Raw genomic sequence first — 14496 nt, forward strand, 5'->3', positions numbered from 1 at the left:
GTGTATGTCACCACACTGGGAACCAAACCCCGATATTCGCACAGGTCGTCACGTCGCCTACAGCCTGCACGCCCATTTGGTGTTCGTGACCAAGTATCGGCGTGACGTCTTCGATGACGCCATGCTCGAACGCTGCGAAGAGATCATGCGCGAGGTCTGCGCCGGCTTCGAGACGGAACTGCACGAGTTCAACGGCGAGACCGACCACGTGCATCTGCTGGTGCACTACCCGCCGAAGATCGCACTGTCCAAACTGATCAACAGCCTCAAGAGCGTCAGCTCTCGCTATCTGCGAGCCGAGTACACCGGCCGGATCAACCGGATCGGTATAGGTTCCGTCTTCTGGTCCCGTTCCTACTTCGCGGGTTCCTGCGGCGGCGCACCGCTGACTGTGATCCGCCAGTACATCGAAGGACAGAAGCGCCCCCCTGACCGTCACGACAGGGGGCAGAGAGTTCTGCGCGCTTCCGGCCTCGGGGTGCCGTTTCCCTCCCCGGCTGAAGCCGGGGATACCCACGCAAGATCAGGGATGGTCCTGGCGGCGGCCGCGGGGCGGTTGGCGCACGTGCTCGAAGGATCGGGCCCGCCCCGCGCCTGAGGGCAGGGCTCAGGGCGCGAGTACGTCCAGTTCGTGGAGGGCGCCCACCGCGATCTCCTTCGTCAGGCGTTCCGCGGCCGCCGCGTCCCCCTCGCGGACCGCCTCGGCCAGGCGTACGTGGAGGGTGACGGCGGCGGGGTCGGGGTCCTCGAACATCACCTGGTGGTGGGTACGTCCGGCGAGGACCTCGGCGACGACGTCGCCGAGCCGCGCGAACATCTCGTTGCCGGAGGCGTTGAGCACGATGCGGTGGAAGGCGATGTCGTGCCGCAGATAGCCCTCCAGTTGCTGGCCGCGCGAGGTGGCGACCATGCCGAGGGCGCATTCGGTGAGGGCGGCGCACTGTGCGGGGGTGGCGTTCCGGGCGGCGAGTCCGGCGGCGACGGGTTCGACGGCGGACCTCAGCACGGTGAGGGAGCGCAGCTGCCGTGGGCGGTCGGAGCCGGCCAGCCGCCAGCGGATGACCTGCGGGTCGTAGACGTTCCATGCCTCGGTGGGCCGCACGGTCACGCCGACCCGGCGGCGGGACTCGACCAGGTGCATGGACTCCAGGACCCGGATGACTTCGCGTACGACGGTGCGGGACACCTCGAAGCGCTGCGCCAGCTCGTCGGTGCGCAGGACCCGGCCGGGCGGGAAGTCCCCGGCGGCGATCTCCAGACCCAGGGCGTCCAGCACATGTGTATGCAGCCCCTGGCCCTGTGTGGTCATGTCCACAAGCCTACGGGGCGGCCCCCGGGAAGAATAAGTACGACGTTTATGTCACAGCTACTTGAATAAGTCGTATGTAATGAGTTTCAGTAGCGCGACGGACCGATGTCGAAGAAGACAGCGAGGCACCAATGAGCACCCCCCACGTCGTCGTGGTGATGGGCGTAGCAGGGACCGGCAAGACCACGATCGGCCCCCTGCTCGCCGCCGGACTCGGCGTTCCCTACGCCGAGGGCGACGACTTCCACCCGCCGGCCAACATCGCCAAGATGTCGGCGGGTACCCCGCTGGACGACGACGACCGCTGGCCCTGGCTGGACGCGATCGGCCGGTGGGCGCACGGCCGGGCTGGGCTCGGCGGCGTCGTCAGCAGCTCGGCGCTCAAGCGCGTCTACCGTGACCGGCTGCGCGCCGAAGCCCCTGGTGCCGTCTTCCTGCATCTGACCGGCGACCGGGCTCTCATCGAGCGCCGGATGGCGGACCGCAAGGGCCACTTCATGCCGACCGCACTGCTCGACTCCCAGTTCGCGACCCTGCAGGAGCTGCAGGAGGACGAGGCGGGCGTGGCAGTGGACGTGTCCGGCACCCCCGAAGAAATAACCGACCGGGCCGTCGCCGCGCTGCGCCGGCTCGACTTCTAAGGATCACCGTGAGCAGTCTCAGCGTCGAGATGCTGGCAGCGGATGCCGTCGAGCCGATCACCTCGGCCGGCAACGCGCAGTTGGGCATCGCAGTCCTGGCGGGCATCGCCGTCATCGTCGTACTCATCACCAAGTTCAAGGTGCACGCCTTCCTGGCGCTGACCATCGGAACGCTGGCGCTCGGCGTCTTCGCCGGTGCCCCGCTGGACAAGACGATCACCAGCTTCTCCACCGGCCTCGGCTCCACCGTCGCCAGTGTCGGTGTCCTGATCGCGCTCGGCGCGATCCTGGGCAAGCTGCTCGCCGACTCGGGCGGCGCCGACCAGATCGTCGACACGATTCTCGCGAAGGCGAGCAGGCGCGCCATGCCCTGGGCGATGGTGCTGATCGCCTCGATCATCGGTCTGCCGCTGTTCTTCGAGGTCGGCATCGTGCTGATGATCCCGGTGGTGCTGCTGGTCGCCAAGCGCGGCAACTACTCCCTGATGCGGATCGGTATCCCCGCGCTCGCCGGGCTCTCGGTGATGCACGGCCTGATTCCGCCGCACCCCGGCCCGCTGGTCGCCATCGACGCGCTCGACGCCAACCTCGGCGTCACGCTGGCGCTGGGTGTCCTCGTCGCCATCCCGACCGTGATCATCGCGGGTCCGGTCTTCTCCCGGTACGCCGCCCGCTGGGTGGACATCCAGGCGCCGGAGAAGATGATCCCCGAGCGCCCCTCGGAGGACCTGGACCGTCGCCCCGGCTTCGGCGCCACTCTGGCGACCGTGCTGCTGCCCGTCGTCCTGATGCTGGCCAAGGCCCTCGTCGACATCGTGGTGGACGACCCGGAGAACAACGTCCAGCGGGTCACCGATGTGGTCGGTTCGCCGCTGATCGCCCTGCTGGCGGCTGTGATCGTCGGTATGTTCACGCTGGGCCGGGCCGCCGGATTCACCAAGGCGCGGCTCTCCACGACCGTCGAGAAGTCGCTCGCCCCGATCGCCGGCGTGCTGATGATCGTCGGGGCCGGCGGCGGTTTCAAGACGACCCTCATCGACGCCGGTGTGGGTCAGATGATCCTCGAGTTCTCCGAGAACTGGTCGATACCCGCCCTGCTGCTCGGCTGGCTGATCGCCGTCGCGATCCGGCTGGCGACGGGTTCGGCGACCGTGGCCACCATCTCGGCGGCCGGCCTCGTCGCTCCGCTGGCGGCCGGCATGTCCACGCCGGAGGCGGCCCTGCTCGTCCTCGCCGTCGGTGCGGGCTCGCTCTTCTTCAGCCACGTCAACGACGCGGGGTTCTGGCTGGTGAAGGAGTACTTCGGCATGGACGTCGGCCAGACGATCAAGACGTGGTCGGTGATGGAGACCATCATCTCCGTCGTCTCGCTCGGCTTCATCCTGCTGCTGTCGCTGGTCCTGTAGCTACTCCTGCGGATCCCGCCACAGCGGGTGCTCGGAGCGGGCCCAAGGGCGCTCGACCGACCCGGTGCGCATGCCACGGCGTGCCTCCGGGTCGGCGAGCGCCATTGCCGTGTGCCCGGCCAGGACGATGCCGATCGCGAGTGCCAGCCAGTCGTGCACGAAGGTCGCACCCGTGCGCCACACCAGCGGGGCGAGGTCCGTGAACCACATCAGCAGGCCCGTGCCGAGCATCACGAGCACGGCGCCGGCGATCCAGGCGGCGTAGAGCTTCTGGCCCGCGTTGAACTTCCCGGCCGGCCGGGCTCCGGGCGTTCGGTCGCGGCGCAGAGCGGCTTTCAGCCACTGCCGGTCGTGCGGCCCGAACCGGTTGAGCCGGGAGAGATCGGCGCGCAGGGCCCGGGAGACCAGCCCGGCGAGCAACGGTACGGGGATGAGCAGCCCTGACCATTCGTGGACGGTGACCACGAGGTGGCGGCGGCCGACGAGTTCGGCGAGCTGGGGGACGTACAGACAGGCCGCGGTGGCCACGCAGAGCAGCGTCAGCCAGGCGGTGGTGCGGTGCACCCAGCGCTCGGTACGGGTGAAGCGGCGGATCCTCGTGGGGTGTTCAGACGGTGGGGGCGTCGTCGCGGCCGTTGGACCGGCCGACCCAGGCGTCGACGTCATAGCCGAGCTCCTCCCAGTAGCCGGGGCGGACGGAGTCGGTGACGGTGATCCCGGAGAGCCATTTCGCCGACTTGTAGAAGTACATCGGGGCCACGTAGAGCCGGACCGGGCCACCGTGCGCGTGGGCCAGCGGCTTGTCCTGCATGCGCAGCGCGACCAGGACGTCTGCGCGGCGGGCCTGTTCCAGCGTGAGGCTCTCGCTGTAGGCACCGTCGAAGCAGGTGAAGCGGACCGCCTTCGCGCCGGGGCGTACTCCTGCCGCGTCCAGCAGCGCGGACAGCCTGACCCCCTCGAACGGGGTCTCGGGGACCCGCCAGCCGGTGACGCACTGGACATCGCGCACCAGGCGGGTCTGCGGGAGCGCCTTCAGGGAGTCCAGCGTGTGGGTGGCGGGGCGGTCGACCAGGCCGTCCACGGTGAGGCGGTAGTCGGCGGCGGTCTTCTCCGGTACGGACGTGGCGACGGAGTAGTAGCGGAAGCCGCCGCCGTTGGGCAGGAGCCCGGTCAGGCCGGTGGGGTCCTTGTCGGCGACCGCTCCGAGCCCGGTCTCCAGGCCCCGCTGGAGCACGGGGGCGGCGACCACCCCGGCGGCGCCCAGGCCGAGCATGGCCAGGACGAGGCGGCGGCCGACGGGCGTGCCTTCGGCACGGCTGTCAGGTGGATCTTCGCTGTCGGGAGGGCGACTGTTCACCCGCCCATTCGAACACCCGCGGCCGTCCGTCACCAGGGGCCGCGGGTGTCCGTCACCACCGGGTAAGAATTACCGGGGGGCGGTCGTGCTCTCCGCGGCCTTCTCCAGCTGGAACGCCTCGTTGCCGAGGCCGATCCTGGCGTGCACCTCGGGCTTCGTGGAGCGCAGCACCGCCCCGTACACCAGGCCGCCGACGAGGGCGACGCCGATGACGCCGGGCAGCAGCCAGTTGAGTGCGGAGCCGGGGCCCGAGCCGACCAGGACGTCGAAGTCCCGGACGGTGAACACCGCGATGGCCAGCAGTGCCACGCCGGCGAGGCCGGAGGCCACGAGCCGGGGTGCCTGGGCGCGGCCCGCTCCGCGGCGTACGAAGAAGGCGATCACGGCGAAGGAGGCCGCCGCCATCAGCAGGATCACTCCGAGCGCGCCGACGTTGCCCATCCACGTGAACAGCTGGAGGACGGGCGCCGTGGGGTCGCCGATGGGGTTGTCGTCCGTGAGGGCGAAGGCCAGCACGATCACGACGGAGATCACGGACTGGAGCAGCGAGCCGGTGGCGGGCGCGCCGCTGGTCTTGCTGGTCCGGCCGAAGCCCGCCGGGAGCAGGCCCTCACGGCCCATGGCGAAGGCATAGCGGGCGACCACGTTGTGGAAGCTGAGGAGTGCGGCGAACATGCCCGTGACGAAGAGGACGTGCAGCACGTCCGTGAACGTGGCGCCGAGCCTCTCCTCGGTGAGGCCGAAGAGCATGCCCGGGCCCTCCTCCAGGGAGGTCTCCGAGATGGAGCCGGGGCCCGCGGCGACGGTCAGCGCCCAGGAGCTCACCGCGAGGAACAGGGCGGCGTAGCCGACGGCCAGGAACATGACCCGGGACACGACGACCTGCGGGCGGCTGGTCTCCTCCGCGTAGACGGGGGCCTGCTCGAAGCCGACGAACGCGGCGATGCAGAAGCAGAGGGCGGTGCCGAGGCCCGCGCCGGTGAGGGTGTCGGGGTTGAACGCATGCACGGACAGGCCTTCGGGGCCGGGCTTGCTGACGGCGGCGATGTCGAAGATCACGACCAGGGCGCACTCGATGACCAGCAGGACGCCGAGCACCTTGGCGTTGAGGTCGATCTTCAGCCAGCCGAGGACACCGACGACGGCGACCGAGACGAGGGCGGGAAGCCACCAGGGCATGTCGATGTCGAGATAGGTGGCGAAGAGGCCGGAGACCTCGAAGCCGAGGATGCCGTAGATGCCGACCTGCATGGCGCTGTACGCGACCAGCGCGACGAGTGAGGCGCCCGCGCCGGCCGTCGGGCCGAGACCGCGGGCGATGTAGGCATAGAACGCACCGGCGTTGTGGACGTGCCGGCTCATCTCCGCGTAACCGACGCTGAACAGCATGAGGACGATGCCGAGGACGACGTAGAGCAGCGGCTGCCCGACGATGCCCATCACGCCGAAGACCGTGGGCATCACCCCGGCGACGACCATCAGCGGGGCGCTGGCCGCAAGGACCGAGAGCAGCAGGCCGGGGGTGCCGAGCCGGTTCGCGCGCAGGGCGCGTTCCTCCCCCTTGTAGGTGTTGATCCCGCCGGTGGCGCCGGTTGTCGTGGCCGTTCCGGTCCCGGTCGAATCTGTTCTGCCCGTCGACATGGCGGGGTTGGTCCCTTCGTTGAGAGCAACGTGCATCACGGGGTGCCGAGCGCGTAGGTGCGCGCGGCAAGAAATGCGGGGTAGGGATCGCGGCCGGAGTACGACCAGGGGGCCGCGGTCGCGTGGGCGCCGATGCGGTGGAAGAGCGCGGCGGCCTCGGCGGGGCGGCCCTCGCAGATCTTGGCGTGGGCGAGGAAGTTGAGGTCGACGTGGTGGCGGGGGTGATCCTCGCGCTCCCATTCCAGCCACCAGTCGAAGGCGGCCTTCATCACCTGCCTGGCCCGGCGGCCGGTCCAGTGCCCCGAGCCCGCCGGATCGTCGGACACGCTGCCGGCCGCGGCCAGGACGCGGTAGCGCTCGGCGTGCGCGACGACGGGGAGTACGGCGAGCGGCGAGTCGGCCGGGGCCTGTTCGGCCGCCCATGCGGCGAAGTCGTAGACCTCGTGGAGCGGATCGCCGCCCTCGGGGTCGGTCTCGGCCAGCAGGGCCGTCATCAGGTGGTGCGCCTGGTGGTGTTCGGGGTGGCGGGACCGGATCGCCTCGAACTGCCCGGCGGTCTCCTCCCGGGTCCCGTACGTGCGGTCGAGCAGCATCAGGCCCAGCCACGGGGTCGGGTCCGCGGGGTCGAGCCGGGCGGCGCCCAGGCAGGCTTCGCGGGCCTTCTCCCGTTCACCGGCACCGGACTTGGGGCTCAGGGCCCTGGTGACGGTGGCGCAGGCGAGGAGGGTGGCCGCGTCGGGGCTGTCCGGTTCGGCGAGCAGCCACTCGCGTGCCCAGCCGGCCGCGGACGGAGTGGCGGCGAGTGCGAGGACACGGTGGCCGCGACGGTCCCAGTCGGTGTCGGTGGCGACGAGGAGGGCGCGGGCCCTGGCCCACCGGCCCTGGGCGAACTGACCTCGTACGTCGATCAGTTCGCTGTCGTCGAGAGCCGGGTCGAAGGCGTGGTCCGAGCGACCGCCCTTGCGGCGGGCGCGGCCCAGGGGCGGCGGAGGCGGGGACATCCGCAGGCTTCCTTTTTTCGACGCTGTGTACGAGTTGGTTCGACGCTGTGTGCGAGCAAACGATCGCGCACAGCAAAGCGGTAGGTAATGCTCCACGTCAAGGGCGACCCTTCCGCAACTGCATGCGTGAGCCACGCAGTTGACGGTCCGGGGGCGTGGTCTGAACCATTCGCGCAGCTCGCCGCGGGAGTGGCGGAGCCACGGAACGGCTGGGGTGACGCGTGCCACACTGCCGTCATGGAGAACCGTGAACCGCTGAAACCCTTCCTCCTCGCCTTCCCCGGACCGCTGCGGGACCGGCTGGTGGCGGCCGTGCTCTCCGGCGAGAAGGTGTCGACGTCGGGGCTGCTCGCGGAATACGAGGTGGAGAAGGAGGACCTTCCTCCGGTGGGCGAGCGGTCCGCGCTGATCGACTCCCGGGGGCGGGAGGTCGCCGCCGTGGAACTGACGGACGTGCGGGTGGTGGCCCTGGGCTCGATCGGCCTTCAACACGCACTCGACGAGGGCGAGGGGTACACCTCGGTCGCCCAGTGGCGTGCGGGACACGAGGCGTTCTGGCACAGCGAGGAGATGCGGGAGGCCCTGGGGGACCCGGCGTTCACCGTGGACGACGACACGAAGATCGTCGTGGAGAGGTTCCGGGTGGTGGAGCGGTGGGAGTGACGGTGCGGGGGGCGGGAGTGACGGTGCGGCGGCGGGAATGACGGTGCCCGGCCCGCGTCGGCGAGCCGGCCCGGGCCCGCGCGCCGACGCGGCGGGAACCCGGCCCGGGAGCCCGGATCACACGGCGGGGAGCGCGTACAACTTCTTGCCGTGCATCACGGCCAGCCGCTTGCCCGCCGCCACCACGTACCACTGCTGGATGTCACCGGTCCTGTCGTTGTAGGTCCAGCGCAGCTTCCCGGTCGTGGCGTCGAAGGAGTGCACGCCCCCGTCCTTGTCGAACTCGGTGGCGCCGTACAGGGTGTTGTTCACCTTGGCGAACTGGCGAGCCTGCGTGGCCGTGTCCCGCAGATCCTCGTTGTGCCAGATCTGCTTGCCCGTCGCGGGATCCACCGCCCACAGGCTGCGGGCGGTGTCGGAGGCGTAGAGCACTCCGTCCAGGACGTGCGGGTCGCTGAACGTGCTGAATTCGCCGGATTTCAGGGTCCAGCGCTCCTTGCCGTCGGCCAGCTCGAACGCCCGCAGACGTTGTCCGTCCGCCACGATCACCAGTTCCCCGTGCACGGCGAAACGACGGTGGTTGGACCGGCTGATCTTCTTGGTCCACACCTGTCGGCCCGTCGTCGTGTCGCGGACGGTCACGTTCTCCCGGTAGTCCGTGTAGACGAGGCGGTTGCCCACGGTCGCCGCGGTGATGCCGTACTCCTCGGTGCCCGAGTCACGCTGCTCACGCCAGACGATCCTGCCGGAGGTGGTGTCGATCGCGGCAATCACGTTGTCCGGCGAGGTGAAGTCCTTCTCCAGGATGCCGGCGAGGACGTACACATGGCGGTCGTCCGCCGCGATCGGGCGCGGCTGCTCGTACGCCTTGCCCAGCCGGCTCCGCCAGGTCTCCTTGCCGGTGGCCGGATCCAGGCCCACGACGTCACCGTCGTACTGGGCGCTCGCGAGGTACAGCGTCCCGCCGCCGAGGACGAGTTCGGCACCGGGTGTGGTGACGCCGGCGCGGGACCACTTCTGCTCGCCGGTGACCGCATCGCGTCCGACCAGCGGGTCGCCCGACACCAGGACCACTCCCCCGGCCACCGCGAGCGCGCCGTCGCCGGCCAGGTTGCTGTTCGCCGCGTTCTGCTGCCACAGCGGCTCGGGTGCGGTGCCCGGCGGCGGGGTCGTGAAGCGGTCCCCGTTCCCGGCCCCGCCCGGCGTCGGGCTGCCGCCCTGCTCGACCGCCTCCCCCTCGGGACCGCACCCGACCACCCCGGCGCCGGCCAGGGCCAGGCCCAGTCCCGTCCCCGCCAGCCTGAGTATGCGCCTGCGCGACACCGCGTATCCGCCACGTTCGACCACGTCTGTTCCCGCTTCCGTCCGCTGTTCCGACGCCCCCCGGGGACGCTCGAGCGCCGCAAGGCTAGTCGTCGGATTTCGGCCGACCGCCGGACGGTACGGAATCGGGACAGGGCCGTGAAGCTCCCGTCGCTCCGTCACAGAACGCCCGGCGGGCCGTCCGCCCAGCCGATCGCCCCAGCCGTCCGCCCAGCCGGTCGCTGCGGGCGGTCGCTGGAGCCGGTCGCCTCAGCCGGTCGCCTCGGCCGCAGCCCGGCCCGCTGCGCGGCCCGAGAAGATGCAGCCGCCGAGGAACGTGCCCTCCAGCGAGCGGTAGCCGTGGACTCCCCCACCACCGAAGCCTGCCGCCTCTCCCGCCGCGTACACACCGGGCAGCGGGGTGCCGTCCGCCGTCAGCACGCGCGAGGACAGGTCCGTCTCCAGGCCCCCCAGCGACTTGCGGGTGAGGATGTTGAGCCGGACGGCGATCAGCGGCCCCGCCTCGGGGTCGAGGATGCGGTGCGGCTTGGCCGTACGGATCAGCCTGTCGCCCAGGTAGGCGCGGGCGCCGTTGATCGCCGTGACCTGGAGGTCCTTGGTGAAGGGGTTGGCGACCTCCCGGTCGCGGGCGGTGATCTCGCGGCGCAGGTCGTCCTCGTCGATCAGCGGCTCGTCGGTCAGTGCGTTCATCCCGCGGACCAGCGCGCCGAGGTCCTTCTCGACGACGAAGTCCACGCCCTTGTCCATGAACGCCCTGACCGGCGCCGGGACGTCGGCGCGCGCCCTGCCGATCACGTCGCGGATCGACTTTCCGGTCAGGTCGGGGTTCTGCTCGGAGCCGGAGAGCGCGAACTCCTTCCCGATGATCTTCTGGTCGAGGACGAACCAGGTGTATCCGTACCCGGACTTCATGATGTGTTCGAGGGTGCCCAGCGTGTCGAAGCCCGGAAAGAGCGGGACCGGCAGCCGCTTCCCGCGGGCGTCCAGCCAGAGCGAGGACGGGCCGGGCAGGATCCGGATGCCGTGCTTGGCCCAGATCGGGTTCCAGTTCTCGATGCCCTCGGTGTAGTGCCACATCCGGTCGCGGTTGATGTGGTGGGCGCCCGCTTCCTCGGTGATGCCCAGCATCAGCCCGTCGACGTGGGCGGGCACCCCGGAGAGCAGCTTGTCGGGCGGGGTGCCGAGCCGCTCGGGCCACTGGGCGCGTACGAGGTCGTGGTTGCCGCCGATGCCGCCCGAGGTGACGATCACGGCCTGCGCCTTCAGCTCGAAGGCGCCGGTGACCTCGCGGCTGCTGGCCGTGCCCCGCTCGGCGCCGCTCGCGTCGAGGAGTTCGCCGGTGACCGTGTCGATGGCCCCGGCCGAGCGGCCGAGGCCGGTGACCCGGTGGCGGAACCGCAGCTGGACGAGGCCCTTCGCGACGCCTTCGCGCACCCGCCGTTCGAAGGGGGCGACGACACCGGGCCCGGTGCCCCAGGTGATGTGGAAGCGCGGGACGGAGTTGCCGTGGCCGTTCGCGTCGTAACCGCCCCGTTCGGCCCAGCCGACGACGGGGAAGAACCGCACCCCCTGGTCGTGCAGCCAGGACCGCTTCTCACCGGCCGCGAAGTCGACGTACGCCTCGGCCCACTTGCGCGGCCAGTGGTCCTCCTTGCGGTCGAAGCCCGCCGTGCCGTACCAGTCCTGGAGGGCCAGCTCGCGGCTGTCCTTGATCCGCAGCCGGCGCTGCTCGGGCGAGTCGACGAGGAAGAGGCCGCCGAACGACCAGTGCGCCTGGCCGCCGATGGACTGTTCGGGCTCCTGGTCCAGCAGGATCACCGTCCGGCCCGCGTCGACGAGTTCGGCGGTGGCCACCAGACCCGCGAGTCCGGCCCCGATCACGATCACATCAGCGTCGTACGCCATGGTTCCATCCTTCGGGGCGATGCCGTGCGGTGCACGAAGTTACTTGTGCGTCAGATCTTCGGTACCGGCCGCTCCCGCGTCAACCGCCCGGTCGGCGCCGCCCTCACGGCTCCCGCGGGTCCGCGGGGCTATCGTCGGATCCGTGTCGGTGCTGGTACTCCTGCTCTCCGTGGGCGCCGCGTGCTGTCTGGGCTTCGGGTTCGTCCTCCAGCAGGACGCCGCCCGACGTGCGCCCCTGAGCGACTTCCTGTCGCCCCGGCTGCTGCTCGACCTGATGCGGGTGCCGAGCTGGCTCGCCGGGATCGGCCTGATGGTCTGCGGCATGGTCCTCGGGGCGCTCGCGCTCGGGCAGGGCGAGGTGTCGCTCGTCGAGCCACTGCTGGCGACCAATCTGGTCTTCGCGATGGCCCTGTCGCGCCACCGCACCGGGCAGCCGCTGGGCCGGCAGGGCTGGGGCGGCCTCTGCCTGCTGGCGGGCGGCGTGACCGCCTTCCTGCTGGCCGGCCAGCCGGAAGGCGGGGAGACGACCGCGAATCCGCTGCGGCAGTGGCTGGTGATCGGCACGGTCGCGGGGCTCGCCGTGGTCCTGACCGCCTCCGCCAGGCACCCGCGGACCCCCGGAGCGCCCGTGCTGCTCGGGCTGGCGGCCGGGCTGCTGTACGGACTGCAGGACGCCCTGACCAGGCTCTGCGGGGAGCGGCTGGACGAGGGCGGCTGGGCGACGCTGATGACGGGCTGGCATCCGTACGCGGTCGTCGTGATCGGGGTGACCGGTCTGCTCCTGGTCCAGAGCGCGTTCGAGGCGGGGCCGCTGCGGATGTCGCTGCCCGCGCTGACGGCCGCGCAGCCGCTGGCCGGGATCGCGTGCGGAATCGGGTTCCTGGGCGACCGGGTGCGCACCGACACGGGCGCCCTGGCCTGGCAGGCGGCCGGACTCGCGGCGATCGTGGCCGGGATCGTGGTGCTCGGACTCCATCCGGCGATGCCGGAGGGGAAGGGCAGGCACGGGTCCACTGCTGCCGACCGGGTGATGTTGGATGAGCAGCATGACTCCGGATGACGAGATCCTGGACATCGTCGACGAGAACGACGAGGTCGTCGGGCAGGCGCCGCGTGGCGAGGCGACCGCGCGGGGCCTGCGCCACCGCTGCGTCTTCATCGAGGCCAGAGACGCCGGGGGGCGGCTCTTCGTGCACCGCAGGACGGCGACGAAGCTGGTCTTCCCCTCGCACTACGACATGTTCGTCGGCGGGGTCGTGGGCGCGGGCGAGTCCTACGACGAGGCGGCGCTGCGGGAGGCCGGGGAGGAGCTGGGGGTGCCGGATCTGCCCCGCCCCGAGCCCCTGTTCAAGTACCTCTACACGAGCGCCGAGCACAGCTGGTGGTCGTACGTGTACCAGGTGCGGTGCGAGCTGCCGGTGAATCCGCAGGTGGAAGAGGTCGCCTGGCACACGTTCCTGACCGATGCGGAACTGGAGCGGCGGCTGGGCGACCGGCTGTGGGTTCCGGACGGACTGGAGACCTACCACCGCCTGCGGGAGTTCAGGGCCGGGGAAGCGGGGTTCACCCCGTGAGCCGGCGCAGCGACGTCGTGCAGGGCCTGCGGCTCTGGTTCGCGCCGCAGCGGATCCGCGCGGAGGGCGAGACCCCCGACTACCGCTTCTCGCTCGCCAACGAGCGCACGTTCCTTGCGTGGCTCCGGACGGCCCTTGCGCTGATCGGCGGTGGGTTCGCCGTCGACCAGTTCCTGCCCGGTCTGAGCTGGGGCCTCCGGGCGGGCCTGGCCCTCGGGCTGCTCGTGGCCGGTGTCCTGTGTGCCCTGCGCGCGGTGAATCACTGGGTGCGGTGCGAGCGGGCGATGCGGCACGGTGAGGATCTGCCGGTGTCCCGCTTCCCGGCGCTCCTGAGCATGGTCGTCGCCGTGGTCGCCCTGGCGATGGTGGTGGTGGTCCTGTTCGGCTGGGAGGGCCGGTGACCACGGCGGGGCGCGATCCGGGTCTGCAGCCGGAACGGACGAGGCTGGCCTGGCGGCGTACGACGCTGTCCTGCACGGTGGTGGCCCTGCTCGCGGTCAGGCAGGCCCTGCACGGCGGTGTCGATGCGGCGGGGGTGATCGCCGTGGCGCTGAGCCTGCTGGCCTGGCTGGGGTTCCTGCGGGTGGCGCACCGCCGGGTGGCGGGCCTGGGATCCACCGCGCCGCCCGCACTGTCGCCGCGCGACGCACTGACGGCGGCGGCGTGCACGGTCGCGATCGCGGCGTTCGCCGCCGCCATGCTGTTCTGAGCCGACGCCCGGTCTCAGTTCTCCCAGTCCACGGTGACGACGATCTTGCCGCGCGTGCGCCCCTGCTCGTTGAGCCGGTAGGCGTCCGCGGCCTGTTCCAGGGTGAAGACCTGGTCGACGTGGACGGTGATGATGCCCTGCTCGGCCAGCTCCGCGATCTGCGTGAGGTCCTGGGCGTCGGGGCGCACGAAGGCGTAGCGGCCGCCGTAGGAGAAGACCTCCGCGTCCGCGATGGAGGCGAGCCTGCCGTCGTGGGCGAGCGTCTCGGCGGACACCCGCAGGGCTTCCCCGCCGACGGTGTCGAACGCGGCGTCGATGCCGTCGGGGGCCAGGGCCCGCAGCCGGTCGGCGAGCCCGTCGCCGTACTCCACGGGCTCGGCGCCCAGCTGACGCACGTACTCGTGGTTGTGGGGGCCTGCCGTGCCGATGACCCGGCAGCCCGCGTGCCGGGCGAGCTGGACGGCGAACGAGCCGACCCCTCCGGCGGCGGCGTGGACGAGGACCGTCTCACCGTCCTGGACCTTCAGGGTGCGGTGGAGCACCTGGTAGGCGGTGAGTCCGCACAGCGGGAGGCCCGCGGCTTCCTCGAAGCTCAGGTTCAGGGGCTTGCGGGCGAGGGTCCGCACGGGCGCGGCGACGTATTCGGCGAGGGTCCCGCGTGAGAGGAAGTCCTCGCGCACGTAGCCGATGACCTCGTCGCCCACGGAGAACTCGTCGACGGCGGCACCGGGTTGGACGACGACCCCGGAAACGTCCCACCCGGGAATGACCGGGAAGACGGCTTCCAGCGCCGACTGGAGGTAGCCCTGGCGTGCCTTCCAGTCGACCGGGTTGACGGCTGCGGCCCGCACCTTCACCAGGACCGAGTCCGGGCCCACCTTGGGGTCGGGCCGGTCGCCGTACTCCAGGACATCGGCCGGGCCGTAGCTGCTGTAGCTGATCGCCTTCATCCTCCGACGATCGGCGC

General features: G+C 71.1%; 15 protein-coding genes and 1 pseudogene. 8 read left to right on the forward strand and 8 right to left on the reverse strand.

Going from position 1 to position 14496, the window contains the following annotated elements:
* Window positions 1-4 precede the first annotated feature (4 nt).
* Window positions 5-427: pseudogene (gene tnpA / locus ABZS61_RS04575) on the forward strand (IS200/IS605 family transposase); the annotation flags it as partial.
* A 180-nt stretch (window positions 428-607) separates the two neighbouring features.
* Here the strand turns inward: tnpA and ABZS61_RS04580 are convergent.
* Window positions 608-1309: a FadR/GntR family transcriptional regulator gene (locus tag ABZS61_RS04580; protein WP_356416002.1), complete on the reverse strand. Its 702-nt coding sequence runs from the start codon at window positions 1307-1309 to the stop codon at window positions 608-610.
* Window positions 1310-1440: 131 nt separating this feature from the next.
* Between ABZS61_RS04580 and ABZS61_RS04585 the strand changes: the two genes are divergently transcribed.
* Both ABZS61_RS04585 and ABZS61_RS04590 read left to right on the forward strand, forming a co-directional pair.
* Entirely contained in the window at window positions 1441-1950 is a 510-nt protein-coding gene (locus ABZS61_RS04585; protein ID WP_356416004.1) for a gluconokinase, read from the forward strand.
* An 8-nt stretch (window positions 1951-1958) separates the two neighbouring features.
* Window positions 1959-3356: a gluconate:H+ symporter gene (locus ABZS61_RS04590; RefSeq protein ID WP_356416007.1), complete on the forward strand. Its 1398-nt coding sequence runs from the start codon at window positions 1959-1961 to the stop codon at window positions 3354-3356.
* Here ABZS61_RS04590 and ABZS61_RS04595 read toward each other — a convergent pair whose 3' ends face one another.
* The 4 genes from ABZS61_RS04595 to ABZS61_RS04610 form a co-directional block, all read right to left on the reverse strand.
* Window positions 3357-4022, reverse strand: coding sequence for a cytochrome b/b6 domain-containing protein (locus ABZS61_RS04595; RefSeq protein WP_356416010.1), 666 nt, complete (start codon window positions 4020-4022; stop codon window positions 3357-3359). It lies immediately after the preceding gene.
* Window positions 3964-4713: a molybdopterin-dependent oxidoreductase gene (locus ABZS61_RS04600; RefSeq protein WP_356416013.1), complete on the reverse strand. Its 750-nt coding sequence runs from the start codon at window positions 4711-4713 to the stop codon at window positions 3964-3966. The genes ABZS61_RS04595 and ABZS61_RS04600 overlap by 59 nt, the downstream gene beginning before the upstream one ends.
* A 69-nt stretch (window positions 4714-4782) precedes the next feature.
* A complete protein-coding gene (locus tag ABZS61_RS04605) occupies window positions 4783-6354 on the reverse strand; it encodes an APC family permease (protein ID WP_356416016.1) in 1572 nt (523 codons plus the stop codon).
* A gap of 35 nt (window positions 6355-6389) precedes the next feature.
* Window positions 6390-7355, reverse strand: a complete 966-nt coding sequence (locus ABZS61_RS04610; RefSeq protein WP_356416019.1) for a hypothetical protein — start codon at window positions 7353-7355, stop codon at window positions 6390-6392.
* A gap of 237 nt (window positions 7356-7592) precedes the next feature.
* On the opposite strand from ABZS61_RS04610, the gene ABZS61_RS04615 reads away from it, so the two are divergent.
* Window positions 7593-8018, forward strand: coding sequence for an ASCH domain-containing protein (locus tag ABZS61_RS04615; RefSeq protein WP_356416022.1), 426 nt, complete (start codon window positions 7593-7595; stop codon window positions 8016-8018).
* 117 nt (window positions 8019-8135) lie between these two features.
* Here the strand turns inward: ABZS61_RS04615 and ABZS61_RS04620 are convergent, their stop codons facing one another.
* Together ABZS61_RS04620 and ABZS61_RS04625 are read right to left on the reverse strand one after the other, a co-directional pair.
* On the reverse strand, window positions 8136-9365 hold the full coding sequence (locus ABZS61_RS04620) for a PQQ-binding-like beta-propeller repeat protein (protein ID WP_356416025.1): 1230 nt from the start codon (window positions 9363-9365) through the stop codon (window positions 8136-8138).
* 225 nt (window positions 9366-9590) lie between these two features.
* Window positions 9591-11246, reverse strand: a complete 1656-nt coding sequence (locus ABZS61_RS04625; RefSeq protein ID WP_356416028.1) for an FAD-binding dehydrogenase — start codon at window positions 11244-11246, stop codon at window positions 9591-9593.
* Window positions 11247-11388: 142 nt separating this feature from the next.
* Between ABZS61_RS04625 and ABZS61_RS04630 the strand changes: the two genes are divergently transcribed.
* The 4 genes from ABZS61_RS04630 to ABZS61_RS04645 are packed head-to-tail and all read left to right on the forward strand — an operon-like array spanning window position 11389 to window position 13529.
* Window positions 11389-12306, forward strand: coding sequence for a DMT family transporter (locus ABZS61_RS04630; protein WP_356416031.1), 918 nt, complete (start codon window positions 11389-11391; stop codon window positions 12304-12306).
* The gene (locus tag ABZS61_RS04635) at window positions 12293-12820 is read left to right on the forward strand and encodes an NUDIX domain-containing protein (protein ID WP_356416415.1); all 528 of its coding nucleotides are present in this window, start codon (window positions 12293-12295) and stop codon (window positions 12818-12820) included. Before ABZS61_RS04630 ends, ABZS61_RS04635 begins: the two co-directional genes overlap by 14 nt.
* Window positions 12817-13221 (forward strand): DUF202 domain-containing protein, encoded by a 405-nt coding sequence (locus ABZS61_RS04640; RefSeq protein WP_356416034.1) that lies wholly within the window; start codon window positions 12817-12819, stop codon window positions 13219-13221. The genes ABZS61_RS04635 and ABZS61_RS04640 overlap by 4 nt, the downstream gene beginning before the upstream one ends.
* The gene (locus ABZS61_RS04645; protein WP_356416037.1) at window positions 13218-13529 is read left to right on the forward strand and encodes a DUF202 domain-containing protein; all 312 of its coding nucleotides are present in this window, start codon (window positions 13218-13220) and stop codon (window positions 13527-13529) included. Before ABZS61_RS04640 ends, ABZS61_RS04645 begins: the two co-directional genes overlap by 4 nt.
* 14 nt (window positions 13530-13543) lie before the next feature.
* Here ABZS61_RS04645 and ABZS61_RS04650 read toward each other — a convergent pair whose 3' ends face one another.
* Entirely contained in the window at window positions 13544-14479 is a 936-nt protein-coding gene (locus ABZS61_RS04650) for an NADP-dependent oxidoreductase (RefSeq protein WP_356416040.1), read from the reverse strand.
* Window positions 14480-14496 lie beyond the last annotated feature (17 nt).

The sequence above is a fragment of the Streptomyces sp. NPDC005566 genome (genome assembly GCF_040605575.1).
Taxonomy (GTDB): Bacteria; Actinomycetota; Actinomycetes; order Streptomycetales; family Streptomycetaceae; genus Streptomyces.

What these genes read in the sequence shown, in the direction of transcription:
- ABZS61_RS04635 (WP_356416415.1), top strand. Translation starts at nt 12,293, where the DNA reads ATGACTCCGGATGACGAGATCCTGGACATCGTCGACGAGAACGACGAG.
- ABZS61_RS04625 (WP_356416028.1), bottom strand. Translation starts at nt 11,246, where the DNA reads ATGGCGTACGACGCTGATGTGATCGTGATCGGGGCCGGACTCGCGGGT.
- ABZS61_RS04580 (WP_356416002.1), bottom strand. Translation starts at nt 1,309, where the DNA reads ATGACCACACAGGGCCAGGGGCTGCATACACATGTGCTGGACGCCCTG.
- ABZS61_RS04610 (WP_356416019.1), bottom strand. Translation starts at nt 7,355, where the DNA reads ATGTCCCCGCCTCCGCCGCCCCTGGGCCGCGCCCGCCGCAAGGGCGGT.
- ABZS61_RS04585 (WP_356416004.1), top strand. Translation starts at nt 1,441, where the DNA reads ATGAGCACCCCCCACGTCGTCGTGGTGATGGGCGTAGCAGGGACCGGC.
- ABZS61_RS04650 (WP_356416040.1), bottom strand. Translation starts at nt 14,479, where the DNA reads ATGAAGGCGATCAGCTACAGCAGCTACGGCCCGGCCGATGTCCTGGAG.
- ABZS61_RS04605 (WP_356416016.1), bottom strand. Translation starts at nt 6,354, where the DNA reads ATGTCGACGGGCAGAACAGATTCGACCGGGACCGGAACGGCCACGACA.
- ABZS61_RS04615 (WP_356416022.1), top strand. Translation starts at nt 7,593, where the DNA reads ATGGAGAACCGTGAACCGCTGAAACCCTTCCTCCTCGCCTTCCCCGGA.
- ABZS61_RS04595 (WP_356416010.1), bottom strand. Translation starts at nt 4,022, where the DNA reads ATGACGTCGACGCCTGGGTCGGCCGGTCCAACGGCCGCGACGACGCCC.